We start from the raw sequence: 22,434 nt of genomic DNA, 5'->3' as shown, positions 1-22,434 counted from the left end.
GTAGGTCGGGTAAGGCGAAGCCGCCACCCGACTTATGACATCAAACCACCATATTCAACAGCAGCACCCCAACCAGGCCACACACCGAAATAATGGTTTCCAGCGCGGACCAGGACTTGATGGTTTCACCGATGGTCAGGTTGAAGTACTCCTTAAACAGCCAGAAGCCCGGGTCGTTCACGTGAGAGAAAATCACGCTACCGGAACCGACCGCGATAACCATCAGCTCAGGACTGACGCCCGTGGTGGCAATCAGCGGCGCAACGATACCGCCTGCAGTAATCGCAGCAACGGTTGCAGAACCCAGCGCAATACGCAGAACCGCGGCAATAGACCAGGCCATCAGGAGCGGCGACACGTTGGTTTCATGCATCATCGCAGCGATGTATTTGTCCACGCCGCTGTCAACCAGCACCTGCTTGAACGCACCGCCACCGCCGATGATCAGGAGCATCATGGCAATAATTTTGATGGAAGAGGTCAATGTGTCGTTGATCTGATCCATTGAACGACCCCGGTTCAGACCGAAGGTGAACATCGCGATCAGGACGGCAATCAGCGTAGCCATGACCGGATCGCCCAGGAACTCTGCCACGCCCAGGAACGCATGACCTTTCGGCAGGATCATCTCTGCCACGGCGCGCATCGCCATCAGGATCACCGGTACCAGTGAGGTCCAGACGCTGACGCCAAAGCCAGGCATCTCTTCTTCGGTGAAGGTTTTCGCGCTGTACAGACCTTCCGGAATTGGCTTATCGATACCTTTCAGGAAGCGGGCATATACCGGGCCTGCCAGAATCACGGTCGGGATTGCCAGAATCGTACCGAACAGCAGGGTTTTACCCATATCGGCGTGGAAGATGGTGGCGATTGCCGTTGGGCCCGGGTGAGGTGGCAGGAAGCCGTGGGTCACGGACAGCGCCGCAGCCATTGGCACACCTACAAACAGCAGCGGAATGTTAGCTGCCGCTGCGATGGTGAACACCAGTGGCAGCATCAGCACGAAGCCCACTTCATAGAACAGCGCGAAACCGACGGTAAAACCGGTCAACACCACCGCCCACTGAATGTTCTTCTTACCAAATTTGTCGATAAGCGTGGTGGCAATACGCTGCGCGCCGCCACAGTCTGCCAGCATTTTGCCGAGCATGGCACCAAAGCCCATGATCAGCGCCAGGCTGCCGAGCGTGCCGCCGACACCGGCTTTAATGGAGCTGATAACTTTAACCAGCGGCATACCCTGCATCAGACCGACTGCAAGTGCCACCAGAACCAGAGCGATAAATCCGTTCATTTTGAAACGGATCATCAAGAGCAGTAATAACACAACACCGATAGCAACGATGACTAATGGCATGATTTACCTGGCCTTTGAATTGTTATGGGTAACGTCATTGTTTCAACGACACATTCCGATTGTCCCAACTGGGAACAGAGAAGTAACGGCACTAATACTGATGCCTTGCAAACCATTAAGTTTAGTCGGCTGTTATGAGTGTGCTTAGTGCCCACGAGAATGATACGGGTAACATGGCGTGGTTGAGAATCACCCAGGCAGGCAAAATGTGAATTATGAGACGCAGGTCAACATATAGAGGAGGCGCGGCGGGAAAACAAAAGCCGGGTGGCGGCTTCGCCTGACCCGGCCTGCGATTCGGATGCAGTAACTGTTTTGTAGGCCCGGTAAGCGCAGCGCCACCGGGCAAAGGCAGACGGCTTAGTAGTAAGAATGCTCGCCGCGCTGGTGCTCGGTCAGGTCACGTACGCCTTTCAGTTCCGGGAACTCGTTCAGCAGCTGCTTCTCGATCCCTTCTTTCAGCGTCACATCGACCATAGAACAACCGTTACAGCCGCCACCAAACTGCAGGATCGCCAGGCCGTCTTCCGTGATTTCCATCAGGGAAACGCGACCACCATGACCCGCCAGCTGTGGGTTGATCTGGGATTGCAGCAGATATTCAACGCGCTCCATCAGCGGGGCATCGTCTGAGACTTTACGCATTTTGGCGTTCGGCGCTTTCAGGGTCAGCTGAGAGCCCAGTTGGTCGGTGACGAAGTCGATCTCCGCATCTTCAAGATACGGCGCGCTCAGCTCATCAACATAAGCGGTGAGCTGTTCAAACTTAAGGGCAGTGTCAGTTGCTTCCACAGCGTCTGGCGGACAATAAGAGACACCGCATTCTGCATTCGGCGTGCCCGGGTTAATCACAAACACGCGGATCTGCGTCCCTTCTTCCTGATTTGCCAGCAGTTTGGCAAAGTGCGCTTGTGCAGAATCGGAAATACGGATCATAGCTTTGGCCTAATAGTTGACTAAATTACCTGGGTATAATCATACGCCCATTGAAGAAGGGCTACAAGGTACGGCACAGACACCATACCTGAACCGACGCGGCGCCGCTTTGCAAAAGCAGTCGGGAAAGTTCAGCAACGGTACTGCCTGTGGTGACGACATCATCCACAATCGCGATATGGAGGCCGTTAACCGCCAATTCAAGGCGAAAGGCATTTTTGAGGTTTCTTTTGCGCAGCCGGGCGTTGAGCTGATGCTGAACGGCGGTGGCATGTACGCGGGTGAGTGCGCTGGTAGTGTATCGACAGCCGAGCCAGCGGGCGAGCGGACGGCAGAGCAGGTCGCTCTGATTGTAACCACGCCGCCAGTGGCGACGGCGATACAGGGGAACATTGACCACCATATCAATTTTCGGCAGGGTGCGGGTTCGCCGTGCCTGTAAAACCGCCAGCAATAACAGGCGGGCAAGGGGCGGTGCCAGCGAACTCTGGCCGGAAAACTTCAGGGCGTGAATCAGCCTGCTCAGCGGTCGAACGTAATCATCCACCGCCACCAGCGCGCTCCACGGCGGGGGTTTTTTCAGGCAGCGGCCACAGGGTAAATAGCGGTTCGTGGCGGGTAAACCACATTGTGGGCAGGTGGTGATACGCCTTTCCAGCGAACGCGTGCAGACGGAACAGACGCCCCAGGCGCTAAGGGCAAGCGGCATTTTGCATAGCCAGCACAAGCCGGGCACTGTTAGCATGTTCAACCTCCATGTGAAAAAAGAGAACAGTAACTGATGAAGACGCTGTGGTGGCAGACCGTTGGGACAGGAAATTGCCATCTTGTGCTGCTGCACGGATGGGGCCTGAATGCAGAAGTATGGCATTGCATAAACGAGGAACTAGCCTCGCAATTTATGTTACATCTGGTTGATCTACCGGGGTATGGCCGTAGCCACGGTTATGGTGCGATGACGCTCGAAGAGATGGCGCAGGAGGTGCTGAACGCGGCGCCACAACATGCCATCTGGCTGGGCTGGAGCCTGGGTGGGCTGGTGGCAAGCCAGATTGCGCTTTCCTGGCCCGAGCGCGTAAACGCGCTGGTGACGGTGGCCTCATCGCCCTGTTTTAGCGCGCAGGAGACGTGGCCCGGAATAAAGCCTGACGTGCTGGCGGGTTTCCAGCAGCAGCTGAGTGACGATTTCCAGCGGACCGTAGAGCGGTTCCTCGCGCTACAGACGATGGGCACCGAAACCGCGCGACAGGATGCCAGAGCGCTGAAGCAGGTGGTGCTCTCTTTGCCGATGCCGGACGTTGAGGTGCTCAACGGCGGCCTTGAAATTCTGAAAACGGTCGATCTGCGTGAGCCGCTGGCCGCGCTGACGATGCCGCATCTGCGTATCTATGGTTATCTTGACGGGCTGGTGCCGCGCAAAGTGGTGCCCTTGCTGGACTCCCTCTGGCCGGACAGCGAATCGCAGGTCATTGCCAAAGCCGCGCATGCCCCGTTTATCTCTCATCCGACGGAATTTTGTTCAGCGCTCATTGCGTTAAGTCAACGTTTAGACTGATTATTTTCTATCCAGCCTGGAAAAAGTAACACACCGCAACCATACTCCAGATGTCGTTGCGGTTGTTATGCCTACGATGATCAAAACAACAATCCTATGGAGAGTCAGGCTATGAAACTTGTTACAGGTATTGTCACTTCTCTGGTTATTGGGTCACTGTCATTTGGCGTCTTTGCGGCAAAAGAGCTGGAAAAAGATAAAGTTGCCGGCATGAATCTGACGAAAATCGGTGAGATTTCTACGTCTGACACCACCGCGCCGATGGATGCGAGAAAAGAGCTGTCGAAGAAAGCGGATGAGATGGGCGGGACGTACTACGTCGTCACCAGTGCAGAAAAACAGACCAAAAACGTACGCGCCACCGCGGACGTCTATAAGTAATATGATAAAGCCGGGCAGCGATGCCCGGCTTTATGAGTGCAGTATTAGCGCAGTGCCCACCACTCCCGCAGGCAAGCCTTTCCTTCCGGACAACTTTTACAACTGCCAGAGAGGCAACCCTCTGCCTCCTCCTGGATCCGCACGGCTTTACCCATGGCTTCAAGGCGTTCCAGCATGGCATCGATCATCGGCTGGGGCGTATGCAGGCTGAGGCTCAGCTGTTTCGCCTCCATCCGGCCCTGCAGAGCCAGCATGTCACGCACCTGAATCAATGACGCCATGGTGTGCTCCTTAGTGACAGTCGCCCGCCGGGCTGTTGCAGCAGGTCGCGGCGGTTTTACGATTTGCCAGCAGGTCAATATCGACGCGGCTGCGTGCCCGGCGCAGCAGGCCAAGAACAATCACGTTAAACAGGACAACCGCGAGGATACAAACCAGGCTGTAGCGTGGGTGCTGACTGAAATTAACGGTCTGATAAAACAGCGTCGCCAGCGAGTAAGCGATATTTAGCCCCCACAGAATGGAGAAGCCCATCCAGCCGCGACTGGATTCACGCGCAATCGCTCCCATGACGGAGATGCACGGAATATAGAGCAGAACAAAGATGAGATAGCTGTAGGCCGCAGATGCGCTACCAAATTTCTCGCCCATCACGCCCATGGCTCCCGTCGCCATTTCACCGTCGCCTTTGCTGGCCTCAATCGGGTTCGCCAGCACGCTGAGGCTGAAGGTATCTTTCAGGCTCTGCCAGGTCTCCTCGACGGCACCCAGCAGTTCATCACCGAGGTGAAACGCTGCCGGATTAAATTCCTGTTCCTGGATGTTCTCCGCGGTGTAAAGCGTGTTCAGGGTGCCGACAACCACCTCTTTCGCCATCGCACCGGTGAACAGGCCCACGGTCGCCTGCCAGTTATCCTCATGCACGCCAATCGGTTTGAAGACCGGCGTGATGATGCGGCTGACGGAGGCGAGGGCAGAATCGTTGATGTTATCTGCTGCCTGACCGCTGAGGGTGAAGCTGTTCAGCGCGCTCAGGAAAATGCTGACGATGACAATCACCTTACCAGCACGCAGCACAAACCCTTTCAGGCGTTGCCAGGTCTGGATCACCAGGCTTTTCAGGTGTGGAACGTGATAGACCGGCAGCTCCATCACAAACGGTGAGGCTTCACCGCGCATAATCGTGTGCTTGAGCATTAAACCGGTCAGGATCGCCATCACGATGCCCAGAACATACAGCGAGAAGACTGCCAGCGCGCCCTGCTGACCAAAGAAGGCGGCCGCAAAGACGGCGAAGATGGCCAGACGCGCACCGCAGGACATAAACGGCGCCATCATAATGGTCATCAGGCGTTCACGCGGAGCATCCAGGGTACGGGCACCCATGACCGACGGCACGTTACAGCCGAAGCCGACAATCAGCGGTACGAAGGATTTGCCGGGCAGACCCAGGGCCTGCATCAGGCGGTCCATGACGAACGCGGCGCGCGCCATATAACCTGAATCTTCCAGGAACGAGAGGAACAGATACATCATGCCGATCTGCGGTACCAGCGGCAGAACGGTGTTAATGCCCCCGCCGAGCCCCTGAGCGAGGAAAATGGTCAGCCACTCCGGGAAGTGCAGGGTGTAACCCACCCACTGAATCCCGTGTACAAAGATCGCGACGGAACCGGCGTCAAAAATCGGCTGGAGTGCGCCGCCGATGTTGATGGCGAGCAGGAACATCACGTACATCACCAGCAGGAAGATCGGCAAACCGAGGAAGCGGTTGAGTACAACCTTATCCACCGCCGCCGTAAAGCGGCTGGGTTCCGCCGTCAGGGCATTACTGACCACGTCGCAAATCGAGGCGATGGCCTGGTATCGTGCATCGGCGATGTGCAGCGCCGGGTCGTCCAGCTCGTCGCTGAGACGGGCCACCGTCGCGTCCAGTTTATCTGCCGCATGTCCGGCATAGGCGCGGCTATAGATATCGCCTTCCAGCATCTGCAGGCCGAGCCACTGGCGCTGTTTTGCAGGCATGCTTTTGTCCATCTCCTGCGCCAGCAGATCGGCTTCGCGCAGCAGCGGGCGGGCGTAATGCACCAGCTCAACGTCGTGATTTCCCGTGTGACGGTCAATCGCCAGCTTCAGGGCATCAATCCCGCGAGCGCGCGTTGAGACCAGCGGCACTACCGGGCAACCCAGGCGCGCGGAGAGGGCATCGACGTCGATGCGCAGCTTTTGTTTCTCTGCAATGTCGAGCATGTTGAGCGCCACGATGCAGGGAATACCCAGCTCCAGCAGTTGCAGCGTCAGGTAGAGGTTGCGCTCGAGATTGGAGGCGTCGACCACGTTGATCAGCAGATCCGCGTCGCCGCTCAGAATGTAGTGGCAGGCAATTTGCTCATCGAGCGAGGTCTGCGACGAAATGGTGGTCAAGGAATAGGTGCCGGGAAGGTCAACCAGAGTGACCTGATGATCCGTTGTCGTGAACTGGCCTTCTTTACGTTCAACGGTTACGCCTGCCCAGTTACCGACGCGCTGGCGCGCGCCCGTGAGCTGGTTAAATAGCGTGGTCTTGCCGGAATTAGGATTGCCAATTAAGCCAATAGTTAATTTTTTCATTTTTTTAGACTCACTGAAACCGCTGGCTCGTTATCGGGATAAGGCTTCGACTTCTATTAATGCGAGGTCTTTTTTACGCAGGACCAGATTCACGCGTCGGGTTTCAATGTGAACCGGATCGCCTAACGGCGCCACGCGCACCACCTGGAATGACGAGCCGGGCAGCATGCCCAGCGAGAGCAGCTTTTGCCGATAGGCCGGGCTAATTTCGCGGGTAAAACCGGTAATCTTCCACGCACTGTCTGGAGTGAATTGCATAACGCCTGCTTCCACGAAAGGTTAAATTATCTACTATGGGATGATAATGAGAATAGTTTTTATCAGCAATAATAAAACTGTGACGGAATGTTGTTTGGTGTATTAATTTACGGCCTGTTTGACCTTGCTCAATATTTGCTGAAATGCGGAGATAAAGAGAAGAGGGTTATTTGTTAATGAAGTGATAATTAGTGGTTTAAATATGGATGCACTCTATTTGTTTTAATTCTTTGCGGCCTGCTTGCCGGGCGGCACTGCGTTTGCCCGGCCTACAAAACCGTAGGCCCGGTAAGCGTAGCGCCACCGGGCGTTTATCACTTAGCGCTTCTTGCCCATCGCGGCCGCCAGCGCATCCATCATCGCACTATTGCCCGCTGGCTGAGCATCACGCCCGCGCGGTTTTGCCGCTTTCGCGGCCGGGCGCTGAGAGTCACGAGCGCCACCGTTTCCGCCACGACGCGCGTTGGTGTCGCCTGGCTGCTCGTCCAGACGCATGGTCAGGGCGATACGTTTGCGCTGCAGGTCCACTTCCAGCACTTTCACCTTCACGATGTCGCCCGCTTTGACCACGGTGTGCGGGTCTTCAACGAACTTGTCGGCGAGAGAAGAGATGTGAACCAGGCCATCCTGATGCACGCCGATATCCACAAACGCGCCGAAGTTGGTGACGTTAGTTACCGCGCCTTCCAGCACCATGCCGGGCAGCAGATCGTTCATGGTCTCGATGCCGTCAGCAAAGGTCGCCGTTTTGAACTCAGGACGCGGATCGCGGCCCGGTTTTTCCAGCTCTTTGATGATATCGGTGACGGTTGGCACACCAAATTTGTCGTCGGTGAAATCCACCGCTTTGAGGTTGCGCAGGGCACTGCTATCGCCCATCAGGTCCTTCAGCGCCTGCTGGGTGGCGGCCAGAATACGTTCCACCACCGGGTAGGCTTCCGGGTGAACGGTGGAGGCATCCAGCGGGTTATCGCCGTGGTTGATGCGCAGGAAGCCCGCGCATTGCTCAAACGCTTTCGGCCCCAGACGGCTCACCTTCAGCAGCTGCTGACGGTTCTGGAACTGGCCGTTCTCATCACGCCAGGCGACGATGTTCTGCGCCATCATGCGGGTTAAGCCCGCCACGCGGGTCAGCAGCGGCACGGAGGCGGTATTCAGGTCAACACCGACGGCGTTTACGCAGTCTTCTACGACCGCATCCAGCTTGCGTGCCAGCTGAGTCTGGCTCACATCGTGCTGGTACTGGCCCACGCCGATGGATTTCGGATCAATTTTCACCAGCTCCGCCAGCGGATCCTGCAAACGACGGGCGATAGAGACCGCGCCGCGCAATGAAACGTCCAGGTCCGGGAATTCCTGCGCCGCCAGCTCGGAGGCGGAATAGACTGATGCGCCCGCTTCGCTGACGATCACCTTCTGCGCCGTGACTTTCGGGAACTGCTTCTGCACGTCGAGGAAGAAACGTTCAGTCTCGCGGGACGCCGTACCGTTACCGATGGCGACCAGCTCGACGTTGTATTTTTCACACAGAGCGGCAACCACGACAGCCGCTTTCGCTGCCTGTCCGGTGTGCGGATAGATGGTGTCAGTGGCGACCAGCTTGCCGGTGCCGTCAACCACCGCCACTTTCACACCGGTACGCAGGCCCGGATCGAGACCCATGGTCGCGCGCAGGCCAGCAGGCGCCGCCATCAGCAGGTCGTGCAGGTTACGGGCGAAAACGTTGATCGCTTCATCTTCGGCGCGCTCGCGCACGGTGCCCATCAGCTCGGTTTCGAGGTGCATCAGCACCTTGATGCGCCAGGTCCAGCTCACCACGCCTTTGCGCCAGCTGTCTGCCGGAGCGTTGTTCAGGCGCAGGCCGAGATGGTCAATGATGATCTGCTCGCAGTGGCTCTCTTTCGGCGGCTCGTCAAACTGCGGATCAGCGTTCAGGGAGAGCTGCAGCACACCTTCGTTGCGACCGCGGAACATTGCCAGCGCACGGTGTGAAGGGGTAGTAGAAATCGGTTCGTGGTGATCGAAGTAGTCGCGGAATTTCGCGCCTTCTTCCTCTTTCCCCGCCACGACGGTAGAGACGATGTGCGCATTCTTCCACAGGTAATCACGCACTTTAGCCAGCAGGGCGGCGTCTTCGGCAAAGCGTTCCATCAGAATGTAACGCGCACCGTCGAGGGCGGCCTTGGTGTCCGCGACGCCTTTGTCGGCATCGATGAATTTCGCCGCCTCAGTTTCCGGATGGTGGGACGGCTCATTCCACAGCAGGTCGGCCAGCGGCTCAAGGCCTGCTTCAATCGCGATCTGCCCGCGCGTGCGGCGCTTCGGTTTGTAAGGCAGATAGAGATCTTCGAGTTCGGTTTTGCTCAGGGTGCCGTTAATGGCGCTTTCCAGTTCGCTGGTCAGCTTGCCCTGTTCGCCAATGGATTTGAGGATCGCCTGACGACGGTCTTCCAGTTCACGCAGGTATCCCAGACGGGTTTCCAGGTTACGCAGCTGCGTGTCATCCAGACCGCCGGTGACTTCCTTACGATAACGTGCAATAAACGGCACGGTGTTCCCTTCATCAAGCAGGCGAACGGCAGCTTCTACCTGTTCGGCTCTGGCCTGAAGTTCACCCGCAATAATGCGGCAGAGCGAATCTTTCATCATGGCTTTATCATCTGTTGAGTCGAAAAATCAGGGGATAGTTATACGGGCTGACACGGCAAAATGCCAGCCGGGGAGGGCGCTCTCGGACTATTTTACGTAGACGATCTCATTGACGTACCAGCTGGCTTCACCGGCGGGAGTCTGAACGACGGCCAAATCACCCACTTCCTTTTTCAGCAGCGCGCGGGCCATCGGGGAGTCGATGGAGATGTAATCCTTACGACCAAAAATTTCATCGTAGCCGACAATGCGAAAACGCAGGGTGTCACCGTCGTCGTTTTCAATCTCCACCCACGCGCCGAAGAACACTTTGCCCTCCTGCTGCGGGGAGTAATCGACAATTTTCAGGTTCTCAAGGCACTTGGTCAGGTAGCGTACCCGACGGTCAATCTCACGCAGTCGCTTTTTGTTGTACTGGTAGTCAGCATTTTCGCTGCGATCGCCCAGGCTTGCCGCCCAGGTCACCTTTTTGGTTACTTCAGGGCGCTCTTCACGCCACAGGTAATCCATCTCTTTTTTGAGTTTTTCGTACCCTTCGCGGGTGATCAGGGGCGTTTTCATGGTAAAGCCTTTGCTGCCTGTTTTCTGTCTGGCGCACAATACGTACCACACAGTGTAACAGACAGGATTAATAATGATTTATGTGATGAAATGAGCAGATAAGCTGCTGTTAAATATGCTTTGTAACAATTTCGACTAGAATTTATACCAGATTTCGCTGGTCGAATACGTGCACTTTTTTAGAATACGCTGTCACAAAGACTATCCGAACCTTTGGGAGTACACACAATGCAAGAGAACTACAAAATTCTGGTCGTGGATGACGACATGCGCCTGCGTGCGCTGCTGGAGCGTTATCTGACCGAGCAGGGCTTCCAGGTTCGTAGCGTCGCGAACGCTGAGCAGATGGATCGTCTGCTAACCCGTGAATCTTTCCATCTGATGGTTCTCGACCTGATGCTGCCGGGCGAGGACGGGCTCTCTATCTGCCGTCGTCTGCGTAGCCAGAGTAACCCGATGCCGATCATCATGGTGACCGCGAAGGGTGAAGAAGTTGACCGTATCGTGGGCCTCGAAATCGGCGCGGATGACTACATTCCAAAACCGTTTAACCCGCGTGAACTGCTGGCGCGTATTCGTGCCGTGCTGCGTCGTCAGGCGAACGAGCTGCCTGGCGCACCGTCGCAGGAAGAAGCGGTGATTGCCTTCGGCAAGTTCAAGCTGAACCTCGGTACGCGTGAGATGTTCCGTGAAGACGAGCCAATGCCGCTCACCAGCGGTGAGTTTGCGGTGCTGAAAGCGCTGGTCAGCCACCCGCGTGAGCCGCTTTCCCGTGACAAGCTGATGAACCTGGCGCGTGGTCGCGAATACTCGGCAATGGAACGCTCCATCGACGTGCAGATCTCCCGTCTGCGCCGCATGGTGGAAGAAGATCCGGCGCATCCTCGTTATATTCAGACCGTATGGGGTCTGGGCTACGTGTTTGTCCCGGACGGCTCTAAAGCATGAGGCGAATGCGCTTCTCGCCGCGAAGCTCATTTGCCCGCACCCTGTTACTGATCGTCACCTTGCTGTTCGTCAGCCTGGTGACGACCTACCTGGTGGTTTTGAACTTTGCGATTTTGCCGAGCCTCCAGCAGTTTAATAAGGTCCTGGCGTACGAAGTCCGTATGCTGATGACCGATAAACTGCAACTGGAGGACGGCACGCAACTGGTCGTTCCCCCGGCGTTTCGCCGTGAAATCTACCGTGAGCTGGGCATTTCGCTCTACTCGAATGAGGCGGCAGAAGACGCGGGTTTGCGCTGGGCGCAGCACTACGAATTTCTTAGCCAGCAGATGGCGCAGCAGCTGGGGGGGCCAACGGAAGTCCGTGTTGAGGTCAACAAAAGCTCGCCTGTCGTCTGGCTGAAAACCTGGCTGTCACCCAACATCTGGGTGCGCGTTCCGCTGACGGAAATCCATCAGGGCGACTTCTCGCCGCTGTTCCGCTATACGCTCGCCATTATGCTGCTGGCGATAGGCGGGGCCTGGCTGTTTATCCGTATACAGAACCGACCGCTGGTCGACCTGGAGCACGCTGCGCTGCAGGTCGGTAAAGGCATTATTCCTCCCCCGCTGCGCGAGTATGGCGCCTCGGAAGTGCGTTCTGTGACGCGGGCCTTTAACCACATGGCCGCAGGTGTGAAGCAGCTGGCGGATGACCGTACGCTGCTGATGGCGGGCGTCAGTCACGACCTGCGCACGCCGTTGACGCGTATCCGTCTGGCAACGGAGATGATGGGCGAAGAAGATGGTTATCTCGCCGAGTCCATCAACAAGGACATCGAAGAGTGTAACGCCATCATCGAGCAGTTCATCGACTATCTCCGTACCGGGCAGGAGATGCCGATGGAGATGGCGGATCTGAACGCGGTGCTGGGTGAAGTGGTGGCCGCGGAAAGTGGTTATGAACGTGAAATTGATACTGCCCTTCAGGCCGGTGAAATTCAGGTCCGTATGCACCCGCTCTCCATTAAGCGTGCGGTGGCGAACATGGTGGTCAACGCGGCGCGCTACGGCAACGGCTGGATTAAAGTCAGCAGCGGGTCTGAACTCAACCGCGCCTGGTTCCAGGTGGAAGATGACGGTCCGGGTATTAAGCCCGAGCAGCGTAAGCATCTGTTCCAGCCGTTTGTGCGTGGCGACAGTGCGCGCAGCACCAGTGGTACGGGCTTAGGCCTGGCGATTGTGCAGCGTATTATCGATAACCATAACGGATTGCTGGAGATCGGCACCAGCGAGCGGGGTGGGCTGAGCATTCGCGCCTGGTTACCGGTGCCGGTGACGCGCGGACAGGTGAAAGAGAGTTAAAAAAAGGTGGCAAAAGCCACCTTTTTTGTAGGTCGGGTAAGGCGAAGCCGCCACCCGACAACATGCGACCTCTGCGGCCTGATGCCCTCACCCTGGCCCTCTCCCACAGGGAGAGGGAGAAGGGCTACAGCTTCGGTCCCGCACTCACCAGCGCTTCGCCCGCTGGTGTATCGGTATATTTCTCGAAGTTCTCAATAAACAGCTTCGCCAGCGATTCTGCCTTCTCGCGCCACTGTTCCGGCGAACCGTACGTATTGCGCGGGTCGAGGATATGCGTATCCACACCCGGCAGCGACGTTGGAATGGCCAGGTCAAACATCGGCAGCGTGAAGGTTTCGGCGTTATCGAGAGAACCATCCAGAATGGCGTCGATAATGGCGCGAGTATCCTTGATAGAGATACGTTTGCCAGTCCCGTTCCAGCCGGTGTTCACCAGGTAGGCCTGCGCGCCAGACGCCTGCATGCGTTTCACCAGCACTTCAGCGTACTGCGTCGGGTGCAGCGACAGGAATGCTGCGCCGAAGCAGGCGGAGAAGGTTGGGGTTGGCTCCGTCACGCCGCGCTCGGTACCCGCCAGTTTGGCCGTAAAGCCAGAAAGGAAGTGGTACTGCGTCTGGCTGGCGGTCAGGCGAGATACCGGAGGCAGCACGCCAAAGGCATCCGCCGTCAGGAAAATCACCTTCGTAGCATGACCCGCTTTTGACACCGGCTTCACGATGTTGTCGATGTGGTAGATCGGGTATGACACGCGCGTGTTTTCGGTTTTCGAGGCGTCGTCAAAGTCGATAGAGCCGTCGGCACGTACGGTGACGTTTTCCAGCAGCGCATCGCGACGGATTGCGTGGAAGATATCCGGCTCAGCCTCTTCTGACAGGCGAATGGTCTTCGCGTAGCAGCCGCCTTCAAAGTTAAACACGCCGTCATCGTCCCAGCCGTGTTCGTCATCGCCAATCAGACGACGTTTCGGGTCGGTGGAGAGGGTGGTTTTCCCTGTGCCGGACAGGCCGAAGAACACCGCCACATCGCCTTTCTCGCCGACGTTCGCCGAGCAGTGCATGGACGCGATGCCGCGCAGTGGCAGCAGGTAGTTCATGACCGAGAACATCCCTTTCTTCATCTCGCCGCCGTACCAGGTACCGCCGATCAGCTGGATACGCTCGGTCAGGTTGAAGGCGACAAAGTTTTCGGAGTTCAGGCCCTGCTCTTTCCACTGCGGGTTAGTGCATTTCGCACCGTTCATTACGATGAAGTCAGGCGTGAAGTCCTGCAGCTCTTCGTCGGTTGGACGAATAAACATGTTCTTCACGAAATGCGCCTGCCAGGCTACTTCGGTAATGAAACGTACGGAGAGACGGGTGTCGGCGTTAGCGCCGCAGAAAGCGTCTACGATAAACAGACGCTTGCCAGAAAGTTGATGGGTGACGAGCCCTTTCAGATGCTGCCAGGTTTCCGGAGAGAGCGGTTTGTTGTCGTTCTTCCCTTTGCCTTTGTCAGCCCACCACAGCGTATCGCGGGTGGTTTCGTCTCGGACGATATACTTATCTTTCGGCGAACGACCGGTAAAAATACCAGTATCGACGGCGATAGCACCAAGATTCGTCAACACACCGCGCTCGTATCCTTCCAGTGCTGGATTGAGCTCTTCCTGATACAGCGTATCGTAGTCGGGGTTGTAGACGACTTCCTGGACGTCGTGAATACCATAAGCCTTGAGATCTTGCGGGGTTAAACCAGTAACACGCATATCACTGCTCCTTAGCCAATATGTACTGCCTGAAATTGTAGGGTTTTTCTGGGGTTGTTAACCGCGACGGGGCTCATAGATTTACGCATCTGGACAAAACCCTTACTAACGGAAAACGCTGCGACTCCAGTCACAGTGCAGGCGGATTATCGCAGGAATCGCTTTTTGGTTGGGGAAAATGTTCCGAAAAGGTTAAAGGCTGGTGATTTTATCGGAGAGAATGTGAATGTAATCGCATACACGTAAGAAAATTACGTAAGAGTTACATACGGAAAACGATTCAGCTTAAGCGAGGTTTTTTGCCCTCACCCAGTTCCCTCTCCCACAGGGAGAGAGAACTGGATGGGGAGAAGGAAGGGTATTAGTGAACCTGCGGATCCGCCGGGGAGGCGTTGTTGCGGATCTCAGCGATATCCATTGAATTGAACACATAGTGCGTACCGCAGTAGTCACAGTGCATATCAATTTCGCCGTCTTCCGCCATGATGCTGTCGATCTCTTCATCTGGCAGGGTTTTCAGCGCACCCGCGCAGCGTTCGCGAGAACAGGTGCATTTGAACTCCACCGCCTGCGGGTCGTAAACGGTCACTTCTTCTTCGTGGTACAGACGCCACAGCACGTCAGTCGCCGACAGGTTAAACAGCTCTTCTGCTTTGACGGTTTCGGTCAGCGTCGCCAGGTGCTCGAAGTCATTGGTCTGTGCGTCCTGGGCTGGCAGAACTTGCAGCAGCATACCGCCCGCAGCAGGCTGACCATCCACTTCACCGGTGCGGATGAACAGACGCGTCGGCAGCTGTTCAGAACGCATGAAGTAATCTTCCAGGCAGGCTGCCAGGGTATCCCCTTCGAGGCCGACCACGCCCTGATAGCGTTCACCTTCCTCAGGGGAGATGGTGATCACCAGGTAGCCATTCCCTACCAGCGTTTTGAGGTCTGCATTTTCAGGCACATCGCCCTGAACGCGTGCGACGCCGCGCATCTGCTGCTGGTTATTGCCGTTGATCACTGCCAGCGTCATTGGGCCGTCACCCTGCAGCTGCACGGTAATATCACCGGCAAATTTCAGCGTCGCGGTCAGCAGGCTGGTGGCAACCAGCAGTTCGCCCAACAGGGTCTTCACCGGCAGCGGGTAATTGTGGTTTTCCAGAATCTGTTTCCAGGTTTCGGATACGGTGACCAGTTCGCCGCGCACGGCGAATTGTTCAAACAGATAGCGGTGTAATTGGTCGTGTTGGGCCATTTTCATCTCTCGTGCGGGTGAGGGTTACTCTGTCTCACCGTGTTTAAATTTCATCAGATCGCGGCGCTCTTTTTTATCCGGCCGCCGGTCCGGGTGGGGCATGGTTAGCGCATTCATTTTGCGCGCCAGCGCGGTCTTCTCGCGTTTATCAACGCTTTCCGCCGTCTCTTCATAAAGCAGTGCGGCTTCCGATGCGGGCCGACGTTGTTCGGTAATGGCTTTAATCACCACCGTTTTTTCATCGTTGCCCTGGCGTAGCGTTAAGGTGGCGTTCAGCTCAACCAGCTTGCTCGGCTTGCTGCGCTGGCCGTTGTAATGCACTTTACCGCCGTCAATCATCTCGCGGGCAAGGGCGCGCGTTTTATAAAAACGGGCCGCCCACAGCCATTTATCCAGTCTTACCCCGTCAGAGGGTTTTTCTTTCATGGCGTCTCCTTCACGGTCAGTGAGGGGATCATCTGGCGGTAGTCGTTCAGTCCAGGATGTCGCAGATAGCGTTTTTCAGCCAGGCCAGAGTCAGGATTGGTGACGCCCAGACAATAGCGAATGCCAAACGTTGCCGCGGAATCCAGAATGGGCTCGCTGTCGTCAATGAACAGCGTGCGTTCCGGCTGCAAGCCGGTCTCTTCCTTCACCGCATGCCACAACCGCTGATCCTCTTTCGGATAACCAAATGTGTGGGTAGAAAGCAATAAATCAAGGTGCGATGCCAGCCCCGTGTGCTCCAGCTTCACGGCCAGATTATGTGGATGCGCGTTGGTCAGCAAAATACGGCGCTTGCCGCTGGCTTTCAGCGCGTCCAGGAACGGAACCGTATCTTCGCGCAGTACCGCGCGCGGGCCCTGGGCGGTGGTCATGGCACAAATATCCAAACCGAGGCGCTCGCTCCAGTAGTCAAGACAGTACCAGTTTAGCGTATGTTGCACTGCGCTATATTGCGAACGAATGAATGCCTGTGCTTCTGCCGGGGAGATACCCTGCTGTTCGCCGTAGGTTTCCGGTACCAGCTTTTGCCAGAAATAGTTATCAAAGGCGAGATCGAGCAGCGTGCCGTCCATATCCAGCAGAACGGTGTCGACCTGCTGCCAGTCGATATCAAGATGCATAAGGGGGAACTCCAGCCAGAAGAAACGTGCGCGACAGGGTAGCACATCTTGTCGCGCAACGAGGTTATCAGATCAGGCTCTCGGAGGAGGGGATCAGCTTGGGATTAAGGCAATTTTCATAATATTGCTGGATCTCAGCAAGACGGGTGCGCGAGCGTTGATAGCGGCGCAGCGCCATAATACCGTTCCAGACAATGGCGATAAGCATGGCGATCATCAGCAGAGAGGTGCCAATGTATCGCCACAATCCTGCGCTATCCGGCATCCGGTGCAGGCCGATATGACGGGTGCCGTTGGCATCGGTATAAATACTGGTGACAATCCCTTCGGCGCTGAAGGGGGTTTGCATCAGCATCTGCGCCAGACGCTGGAACTGACCCCACTGCTCCTGTGCCGGATAGTCATAAAGCGCCACCTGCGGGTAAGGCTGATCGACCAGGTCGCTGCCCTCATCGCTGACAATCACAAAGCCGCCCGGTGCCGGGCTGTTGAGCGCCTGCGCCGCACGGGTGGTTTCGCGCATCATAAACGGCGATGTCGACGTGGCGACCAGGTTATCCAGCGATTCGGCGCTTACCGGGCGCAGCAGGACATTGACGCCGTCCAGTCGTCCCGCTTCGGCGCGTTTGACCAGTGAGTCCCAGTCTTTGCTGTTCCCCAGGTTAACCAGCGCGTTTTTGAGGCGTATGCACTCATCCTGCGAGGAACATAAATCCTGGGTTTTGAGAACGATATCGCCAAAGTCATCCAGGAGAACCATGCCTGACTTCTGGATGGCAGAACGGAGCGCAGGGCTGACGCGTGAATCGTCATCCGCTTTCGGATGCAGCTGGCGGTTAACCGTCTGGGTCAGCGCCGTGGCTTTATTCACAACTTCGGATTCCGGTAATGGCAGCGGCGGCGCATCGTTCCAGATAATTTGCGAGCAGTCGAACGGCATGAAAGGCGAGCTCTGCCGCGTGTTCCATCCGCCCGGGCTGTGGATATTACACATCCCGGTTCCCTTCAGGCGCAGCGTATCGCCCACCCGTACCCCTGCTTCATCCAGCTGGTTGACGCTGGTCGCTTCGATGGTCTGCGCGCCTTTAATCCACGACAGGGTGAATTTGATGGGCATATCCAGCGGCACGAAAAGCAGCAGCATGATAAACACCAGCGCGGCGCCGCCAGCAATGACCGTGCTACGGAGCCAGTGCTGAAGCGGGAAATTTTTCACTTCATCATGCAGAGACAGGAAGCGTCCCTGACGCACAACGTGGCGGTCAAGGTAGATATCAATATCGGTTTTCTGCCCTAAATCCTGCGCGATCCACGGTTGCCAGTGGCGCGGATAGATAAGGTCGATAATACCGAGCGAAATATTGTTGAGATGCTCCTGATCGTTTTCACCGAACAGACCCCAGCGCTTTGGTGTGCCGCGCAGGCAGTGGATCTCCCGCAACGAGGTTTTGGCCGGCGGTGCAAAAAGCCCCCACAGTCCGGCAGCCAGAAGCAGCACAGCGCCCCCTGCCAGCCACGGAACAAAGACGTCCGGCGTCAGCAGGCAGACAAAAAAGAGCAGGAAAGCGGCAACGATCAGAATGGCTTCACGGATGCCGTCCGGACGGCTCAGGGCGTATTCTTCATGCGTTTCCTGACGAATGTTCAGCAGTTCGATCTGCTCGGTCTCTTCGCCACGAATGGAGGCCTGTGTTGAACTCGCGCGTTCCAGCGCAAAACGCGGAGCTTCGTGAAGATATTCACTCAGGGTATGACCGTTAAGCGAGATAACCAGCGGCAGCGAATCGGTATGAATCAGCTCAACGCTGTTTTCGTCGTTAATGTACTGTTCCCAGGAGGGGGGCAGATGTACCTCGACGGAATCAAGATAGTAGCGCCACTTGTTGGGGTCGTCCGTTGTGATACCGTAGCGAGTAATGGAACGCGTCACGCAGAGCACGGTGTCGCTCTGCGCGTTAAGTTTCAGTGCGACAGGCGCAGCTGTAGCTCCCGTCGGCCCAGGCGATAACTGGGTACGGTTCAGCGTTTCGAGATAGTTTTCAACTGCATCGCGCTCATCTTGCGCGAGTTTACGGGTGGTCGCACCCGCGAAGGCATTTAAAAAAGGCAGCCGGTAACGGCGCTGTGCGCGTCGCCAGTACAGCCACCCTGCAATCAATGCGCTGGCCAGCATAGCAGCGAGAACAATCAAAATGGTGCTCATGCTTTCCCCATCTTACTAATCTTCTTACAGGTGTAATCAGTAGCACCTTTACATTGAATGAGAGTCTGTGGCTGGCTATCGGCAAGTATGGAGTCGAACTTGAGCATTCTGAAGCGCATCCCAGTGACCGGTGATGATAGCAAAGCCTCTTATGGCGCGATATCAGCAAATTCCTGGAAACATTTCAACCTCTTGACATTTGTTTTGAATTGAGGATTGATCCCAGCTACGTTGCATAAATGTAAATAAAGAGCGATTGACATTGCCGAAACCGTGCGGCATATCGCACAATAAAGCCAGTTCACACTGTTAAGACCCCATCAAGATGAGCAAACCACTACAAAAACCCACCATTCTGAATGTTGAAACTGTCGCCAAATCGCGCCTGTTTAATGTTGAAAGTGTGGACCTGGAGTTCAGCAACGGTGTGCGTCGTGTTTATGAACGTATGCGCCCCTCTTCGCGCGAAGCGGTGATGATTGTCCCTATCGTCGACGATCATCTGATTTTGATCCGCGAATACGCCGTGGGAACAGAATCTTACGAACTTGGGTTCTCCAAAGGACTGATCGACCCGGGCGAAACGGTCTTTGAAGCGGCAAACCGTGAGCTGAAAGAAGAGGTGGGTTTTGGTGCGAATGAGCTGTCGTTCCTGAAAAAACTGAGCATGGCGCCGTCCTATTTTTCCAGCAAAATGAATATTGTGGTGGCTGAAGATCTCTACCCTGAATCGCTGGAGGGAGATGAGCCGGAACCGCTGCCGCAGGTGCGCTGGCCGCTGGCGCATCTTATGGATCTGCTGGAAGACCCAGACTTTAACGAGGCCCGCAACGTGAGCGCGTTGTTCCTGGTTCGGGAATGGTTGAAGGGGCAGGGGCGGTTGTAGGTCATAAAAAAAGCCGGGTGGCGGCTTCGCCTTACCCGGCCTGGGATTCTTTGCCCGGTTTTTACCGGGCATTTTTATGCTTAGAACAGCTCGTGCGTTTCGCCGTTATCAATAATCTCTGTACCCACCTCATGCACCGCCTGCGTGGTTGGCTGCGTGCCTTCGATGAAATACTCGGCGCGGCTATTACCGCCATTAGCGAGCTGTCCGGTGCTACGGTCAATATTGACCGTGACCACACCCGGCGGTGGCGTTAATGGCTGCTCTGGTACGCCTTCAAGAACGGATTTCATGTACGCATCCCACGCCGGTTGTGCGCTTTTCGCGCCGCCTTCGTAGCCGGAAATCTGATCTTTAATCGCGCCGGATGCCGTGGTACGACCTAAGTCACGGCGATGATCGTCGAAACCGATCCACACCGAGGTCACTACGCCCGGACCGTAGCCGGAGAACCATGCATCTTTCGAGCTGTTGGTGGTACCCGTTTTACCGCCGATATCATGGCGCTGTAAATCGCGTCCCGCACGCCAGCCGGTACCCTGCCAGCCTGGTTCACCGAAGATGTTGGTGTTCAGCGCGCTCTTGATCAGGAATGACAGCGGCGTGTTGATCACATGCGGGGCATACTCCTGCGCGCCGGTCTGTGCAACCAGCGACTGGTTAGCCTGCTCCAGCTGTGGCTGCGGTACAACGATATTCGGCTGCTCCTGAGACACGGCAGGGTCTTCCATGTCCTTGTTTTCAAGCACCTCGGATTTCGGTGTATTGCCGTAAATGACCGGGATATCACACTCAGGGCAGGCAATTTTCGGTTTTGCCTCAAACAGCACGCCGCCCTGATCGTTCTCGATTTTACTGATGAAGAACGGGTCAACCAGGAAGCCACCGTTGGCCATCACCGAGTATCCACGTGCGACCTGAAGCGGCGTAAAGGAAGCGGAGCCTAACGCCAGCGACTCGGTGCGAACGATGTTCTGCGCCGGGAAGCCGAAACGCTGCAGATACTCTGCCGCATAGTCAACGCCCATTGCGCGCATGGCACGTACCATCACCACGTTTTTCGACTGTCCCAGACCCTGACGAAGACGAATAGGGCCGGCATATTCCGCAGGCGAGTTTTTCGGCTGCCAGTCGGAACCGGCACCAGCGTCCCAGCGGGAGATAGGCACGTCGTTAAGGATGCTGGCAAGGGTTAAGCCCTTATCCATCGCCGCGGTGTAGAGGAACGGCTTGATGTTGGAGCCAACCTGACGCAGTGCCTGAGTCGCGCGGTTGAACTTGCTCTGGTTGAAATCGAACCCGCCAACCAGCGCCATGACCGCACCATTCTGTGGGTTGATCGAGACCAGGGCCGAGTTGACGTCAGGGACCTGCGCCAGCCACCAGGCATCGCCCACCTTACGCACCCAGATTTGCTGTCCGGTCTGTACCACGTCGGTGACTTTACGCGGGGTTGGCCCTTGCAGAGTGTCCGAACGGTAAGGTCGTGCCCAACGCATCCCGTCCATACGCAGGGAGACGGAAGTGCCATCCGCCAGGGTCGCAACGGCTTCCTGAGGATTGGCCTGCGTCACGACAGCAGGGAGGAGCGGGCCATAGGTTGGCAGCGCCCTCAGCGTGCTGGTGATTTTTTTGCTGTCCCACGCGCTTTCACCCACTTTCCAGAGCACGTTTGACGGGCCGCGATAGCCGTGACGCATGTCGTAGTCCATCACGTTGTTGCGCACCGCCTCCTGAGCCGCCTGCTGCACTTTGCGAGTGACGGTGGTGTACACGCGATAGCCATCTTCATAGGCCTTGTCGCCATAACGGCTCACCATCTCCTGGCGCACCATTTCGGTCAGGTAAGGCGCAGAGAAGGCGATCTCAGGGGCGTGGTAGTTGGCGTCAATGACATCGTTGCGCGCCTGGTCGTACTCGCTCTGGCTGATATAGCCTTCGCTCAGCATACGTGACAGGACGACGTTACGACGCGAGGTGGCGCGATCGAGCGAATAGAGCGGGTTAAACGTAGAAGGCGCTTTAGGCAGACCTGCGATGGTGGCCATTTCGCTTAAGGTGAGTTGATCCACCGGTTTACCGAAATACACCTGTGCCGCAGCCCCCACGCCATAAGCACGGTAGCCCAGGTAGATTTTATTGAGGTACAGCTCAAGGATTTCGTCCTTGCTCAGCAACTGCTCAATACGGATCGCCAGGAACACCTCTTTGATCTTACGTATCAGCGTTTTTTCAGGGCTGAGGAAGAAGTTACGCGCCAGCTGCTGCGTAATGGTACTTGCCCCCTGGGAGGCATGACCAGAGAACAACGCAATGCTCGCGGCGCGGAAAATCCCCACCGGATCGACACCGTGGTGCTCGTAAAAACGGCTGTCCTCGGTGGCGATAAAGGCTTTCACCATCACGGGCGGAATTTGGTTTAAGGTCAGCGGGATACGACGCTTCTCGCCATACTGCGCCATCAATTCGCCATCGGCGCTATAGACTTGCATCGGGATCTGGAGTCGCACATCGCGAAGCGTGGCGACATCAGGTAGCTGTGGCTCAATATATTTGTACAAACCGTAAATCGAGCCTGCTCCCAGCAGAATGCAACAGACTGCAAGGATGAATAAATACTTTACGAACTTCACCGGAGATTTCCCATTTGGTTTCAC

At 56.3% G+C, this 22,434-nt stretch carries 19 protein-coding genes; 5 read left to right on the top strand and 14 right to left on the bottom strand.

Going from position 1 to position 22,434, the window contains the following annotated elements:
* Nucleotides 1–40: 40 nt before the first annotated feature.
* The 3 genes from gntT to gntX form a co-directional block, all read right to left on the bottom strand.
* Nucleotides 41–1,357: a gluconate transporter gene (gene gntT / locus ABFI50_RS07655; RefSeq protein WP_014885546.1), complete on the bottom strand. Its 1,317-nt coding sequence runs from the start codon at nucleotides 1,355–1,357 to the stop codon at nucleotides 41–43.
* Between the two features lie 360 nt (nucleotides 1,358–1,717).
* Entirely contained in the window at nucleotides 1,718–2,293 is a 576-nt protein-coding gene (nfuA, locus tag ABFI50_RS07650) for a Fe-S biogenesis protein NfuA (protein WP_003861601.1), read from the bottom strand.
* Between the two features lie 61 nt (nucleotides 2,294–2,354).
* Nucleotides 2,355–3,038: a DNA utilization protein GntX gene (gntX, locus tag ABFI50_RS07645; RefSeq protein WP_180262349.1), complete on the bottom strand. Its 684-nt coding sequence runs from the start codon at nucleotides 3,036–3,038 to the stop codon at nucleotides 2,355–2,357.
* A 36-nt stretch (nucleotides 3,039–3,074) separates the two neighbouring features.
* Between gntX and bioH the strand changes: the two genes are divergently transcribed.
* Both bioH and ABFI50_RS07635 read left to right on the top strand, forming a co-directional pair.
* A complete protein-coding gene (gene bioH / locus ABFI50_RS07640) occupies nucleotides 3,075–3,848 on the top strand; it encodes a pimeloyl-ACP methyl ester esterase BioH (RefSeq protein ID WP_063614503.1) in 774 nt (257 codons plus the stop codon).
* A gap of 111 nt (nucleotides 3,849–3,959) precedes the next feature.
* Complete coding sequence (locus tag ABFI50_RS07635; RefSeq protein WP_014885543.1) at nucleotides 3,960–4,229, top strand: YdgH/BhsA/McbA-like domain containing protein; 270 nt, start codon at nucleotides 3,960–3,962, stop codon at nucleotides 4,227–4,229.
* 44 nt (nucleotides 4,230–4,273) lie between these two features.
* Here the strand turns inward: ABFI50_RS07635 and feoC are convergent, their stop codons facing one another.
* The 5 genes from feoC to greB all read right to left on the bottom strand — a co-directional run bounded on the left by feoC (nucleotide 4,274) and on the right by greB (nucleotide 10,307).
* The gene (gene feoC, locus ABFI50_RS07630; RefSeq protein WP_014885542.1) at nucleotides 4,274–4,510 is read right to left on the bottom strand and encodes a [Fe-S]-dependent transcriptional repressor FeoC; all 237 of its coding nucleotides are present in this window, start codon (nucleotides 4,508–4,510) and stop codon (nucleotides 4,274–4,276) included.
* A 10-nt stretch (nucleotides 4,511–4,520) separates the two neighbouring features.
* Nucleotides 4,521–6,839: a Fe(2+) transporter permease subunit FeoB gene (gene feoB / locus ABFI50_RS07625; protein WP_180262348.1), complete on the bottom strand. Its 2,319-nt coding sequence runs from the start codon at nucleotides 6,837–6,839 to the stop codon at nucleotides 4,521–4,523.
* Between the two features lie 30 nt (nucleotides 6,840–6,869).
* Nucleotides 6,870–7,097 carry a ferrous iron transporter A gene (gene feoA / locus ABFI50_RS07620; protein WP_008503050.1) on the bottom strand — a complete coding sequence of 76 codons (228 nt, stop codon included), beginning with the start codon at nucleotides 7,095–7,097 and terminating at the stop codon, nucleotides 6,870–6,872.
* 318 nt (nucleotides 7,098–7,415) lie between these two features.
* Nucleotides 7,416–9,746 carry a Tex family protein gene (locus ABFI50_RS07615; RefSeq protein WP_023331491.1) on the bottom strand — a complete coding sequence of 777 codons (2,331 nt, stop codon included), beginning with the start codon at nucleotides 9,744–9,746 and terminating at the stop codon, nucleotides 7,416–7,418.
* Nucleotides 9,747–9,833: 87 nt separating this feature from the next.
* Nucleotides 9,834–10,307, bottom strand: a complete 474-nt coding sequence (gene greB / locus ABFI50_RS07610; protein ID WP_014885539.1) for a transcription elongation factor GreB — start codon at nucleotides 10,305–10,307, stop codon at nucleotides 9,834–9,836.
* Nucleotides 10,308–10,535: 228 nt separating this feature from the next.
* Between greB and ompR the strand changes: the two genes are divergently transcribed.
* Nucleotides 10,536–11,255, top strand: coding sequence for a two-component system response regulator OmpR (gene ompR, locus ABFI50_RS07605; protein WP_001157751.1), 720 nt, complete (start codon nucleotides 10,536–10,538; stop codon nucleotides 11,253–11,255).
* Nucleotides 11,252–12,598, top strand: coding sequence for a two-component system sensor histidine kinase EnvZ (gene envZ, locus ABFI50_RS07600; protein WP_014885538.1), 1,347 nt, complete (start codon nucleotides 11,252–11,254; stop codon nucleotides 12,596–12,598). The genes ompR and envZ overlap by 4 nt, the downstream gene beginning before the upstream one ends.
* Before the next feature lie 124 nt (nucleotides 12,599–12,722).
* Here the strand turns inward: envZ and pckA are convergent, their stop codons facing one another.
* From pckA to ABFI50_RS07575, 5 genes are all read right to left on the bottom strand, one after another.
* Nucleotides 12,723–14,342 (bottom strand): phosphoenolpyruvate carboxykinase (ATP), encoded by a 1,620-nt coding sequence (pckA, locus tag ABFI50_RS07595; RefSeq protein ID WP_023331490.1) that lies wholly within the window; start codon nucleotides 14,340–14,342, stop codon nucleotides 12,723–12,725.
* A 361-nt stretch (nucleotides 14,343–14,703) separates the two neighbouring features.
* Complete coding sequence (hslO, locus tag ABFI50_RS07590; RefSeq protein WP_162184515.1) at nucleotides 14,704–15,588, bottom strand: Hsp33 family molecular chaperone HslO; 885 nt, start codon at nucleotides 15,586–15,588, stop codon at nucleotides 14,704–14,706.
* Nucleotides 15,589–15,606: 18 nt separating this feature from the next.
* On the bottom strand, nucleotides 15,607–16,008 hold the full coding sequence (hslR, locus tag ABFI50_RS07585) for a ribosome-associated heat shock protein Hsp15 (RefSeq protein WP_050862858.1): 402 nt from the start codon (nucleotides 16,006–16,008) through the stop codon (nucleotides 15,607–15,609).
* Nucleotides 16,005–16,688 (bottom strand): GMP/IMP nucleotidase, encoded by a 684-nt coding sequence (gene yrfG, locus ABFI50_RS07580; RefSeq protein ID WP_014885534.1) that lies wholly within the window; start codon nucleotides 16,686–16,688, stop codon nucleotides 16,005–16,007. Before yrfG ends, hslR begins: the two co-directional genes overlap by 4 nt.
* 67 nt (nucleotides 16,689–16,755) lie before the next feature.
* Nucleotides 16,756–18,891: an intracellular growth attenuator family protein gene (locus tag ABFI50_RS07575; protein WP_014885533.1), complete on the bottom strand. Its 2,136-nt coding sequence runs from the start codon at nucleotides 18,889–18,891 to the stop codon at nucleotides 16,756–16,758.
* 325 nt (nucleotides 18,892–19,216) lie between these two features.
* Here ABFI50_RS07575 and nudE point away from each other — a divergent pair, with 325 nt between their 5' ends.
* Entirely contained in the window at nucleotides 19,217–19,777 is a 561-nt protein-coding gene (gene nudE, locus ABFI50_RS07570) for an ADP compounds hydrolase NudE (protein WP_008503041.1), read from the top strand.
* An 80-nt stretch (nucleotides 19,778–19,857) separates the two neighbouring features.
* On the opposite strand, the gene mrcA is transcribed toward nudE, so the two are convergent.
* Complete coding sequence (gene mrcA, locus ABFI50_RS07565) at nucleotides 19,858–22,410, bottom strand: peptidoglycan glycosyltransferase/peptidoglycan DD-transpeptidase MrcA (RefSeq protein ID WP_014885532.1); 2,553 nt, start codon at nucleotides 22,408–22,410, stop codon at nucleotides 19,858–19,860.
* Between the last annotated feature and the right edge of the window lie 24 nt (nucleotides 22,411–22,434).

Origin of the sequence: Enterobacter sp. HNDS-6, assembly GCF_039850505.1 — a bacterium.
Taxonomy (GTDB): Bacteria; Pseudomonadota; Gammaproteobacteria; order Enterobacterales; family Enterobacteriaceae; genus Enterobacter; species Enterobacter kobei.
The sequence above is the reverse complement of the archived record's forward strand: the minus strand, read 5'-3'. Positions and strand labels throughout refer to the sequence as shown.

Coding starts and splice junctions, on each gene's coding strand:
- gntT (WP_014885546.1), bottom strand. CDS start 1,357: ATGCCATTAGTCATCGTTGCTATCGGTGTTGTGTTATTACTGCTCTTG.
- nfuA (WP_003861601.1), bottom strand. CDS start 2,293: ATGATCCGTATTTCCGATTCTGCACAAGCGCACTTTGCCAAACTGCTG.
- gntX (WP_180262349.1), bottom strand. CDS start 3,038: ATGCTAACAGTGCCCGGCTTGTGCTGGCTATGCAAAATGCCGCTTGCC.
- bioH (WP_063614503.1), top strand. CDS start 3,075: ATGAAGACGCTGTGGTGGCAGACCGTTGGGACAGGAAATTGCCATCTT.
- ABFI50_RS07635 (WP_014885543.1), top strand. CDS start 3,960: ATGAAACTTGTTACAGGTATTGTCACTTCTCTGGTTATTGGGTCACTG.
- feoC (WP_014885542.1), bottom strand. CDS start 4,510: ATGGCGTCATTGATTCAGGTGCGTGACATGCTGGCTCTGCAGGGCCGG.
- feoB (WP_180262348.1), bottom strand. CDS start 6,839: ATGAAAAAATTAACTATTGGCTTAATTGGCAATCCTAATTCCGGCAAG.
- feoA (WP_008503050.1), bottom strand. CDS start 7,097: ATGCAATTCACTCCAGACAGTGCGTGGAAGATTACCGGTTTTACCCGC.
- ABFI50_RS07615 (WP_023331491.1), bottom strand. CDS start 9,746: ATGATGAAAGATTCGCTCTGCCGCATTATTGCGGGTGAACTTCAGGCC.
- greB (WP_014885539.1), bottom strand. CDS start 10,307: ATGAAAACGCCCCTGATCACCCGCGAAGGGTACGAAAAACTCAAAAAA.
- ompR (WP_001157751.1), top strand. CDS start 10,536: ATGCAAGAGAACTACAAAATTCTGGTCGTGGATGACGACATGCGCCTG.
- envZ (WP_014885538.1), top strand. CDS start 11,252: ATGAGGCGAATGCGCTTCTCGCCGCGAAGCTCATTTGCCCGCACCCTG.
- pckA (WP_023331490.1), bottom strand. CDS start 14,342: ATGCGTGTTACTGGTTTAACCCCGCAAGATCTCAAGGCTTATGGTATT.
- hslO (WP_162184515.1), bottom strand. CDS start 15,588: ATGAAAATGGCCCAACACGACCAATTACACCGCTATCTGTTTGAACAA.
- hslR (WP_050862858.1), bottom strand. CDS start 16,008: ATGAAAGAAAAACCCTCTGACGGGGTAAGACTGGATAAATGGCTGTGG.
- yrfG (WP_014885534.1), bottom strand. CDS start 16,688: ATGCATCTTGATATCGACTGGCAGCAGGTCGACACCGTTCTGCTGGAT.
- ABFI50_RS07575 (WP_014885533.1), bottom strand. CDS start 18,891: ATGAGCACCATTTTGATTGTTCTCGCTGCTATGCTGGCCAGCGCATTG.
- nudE (WP_008503041.1), top strand. CDS start 19,217: ATGAGCAAACCACTACAAAAACCCACCATTCTGAATGTTGAAACTGTC.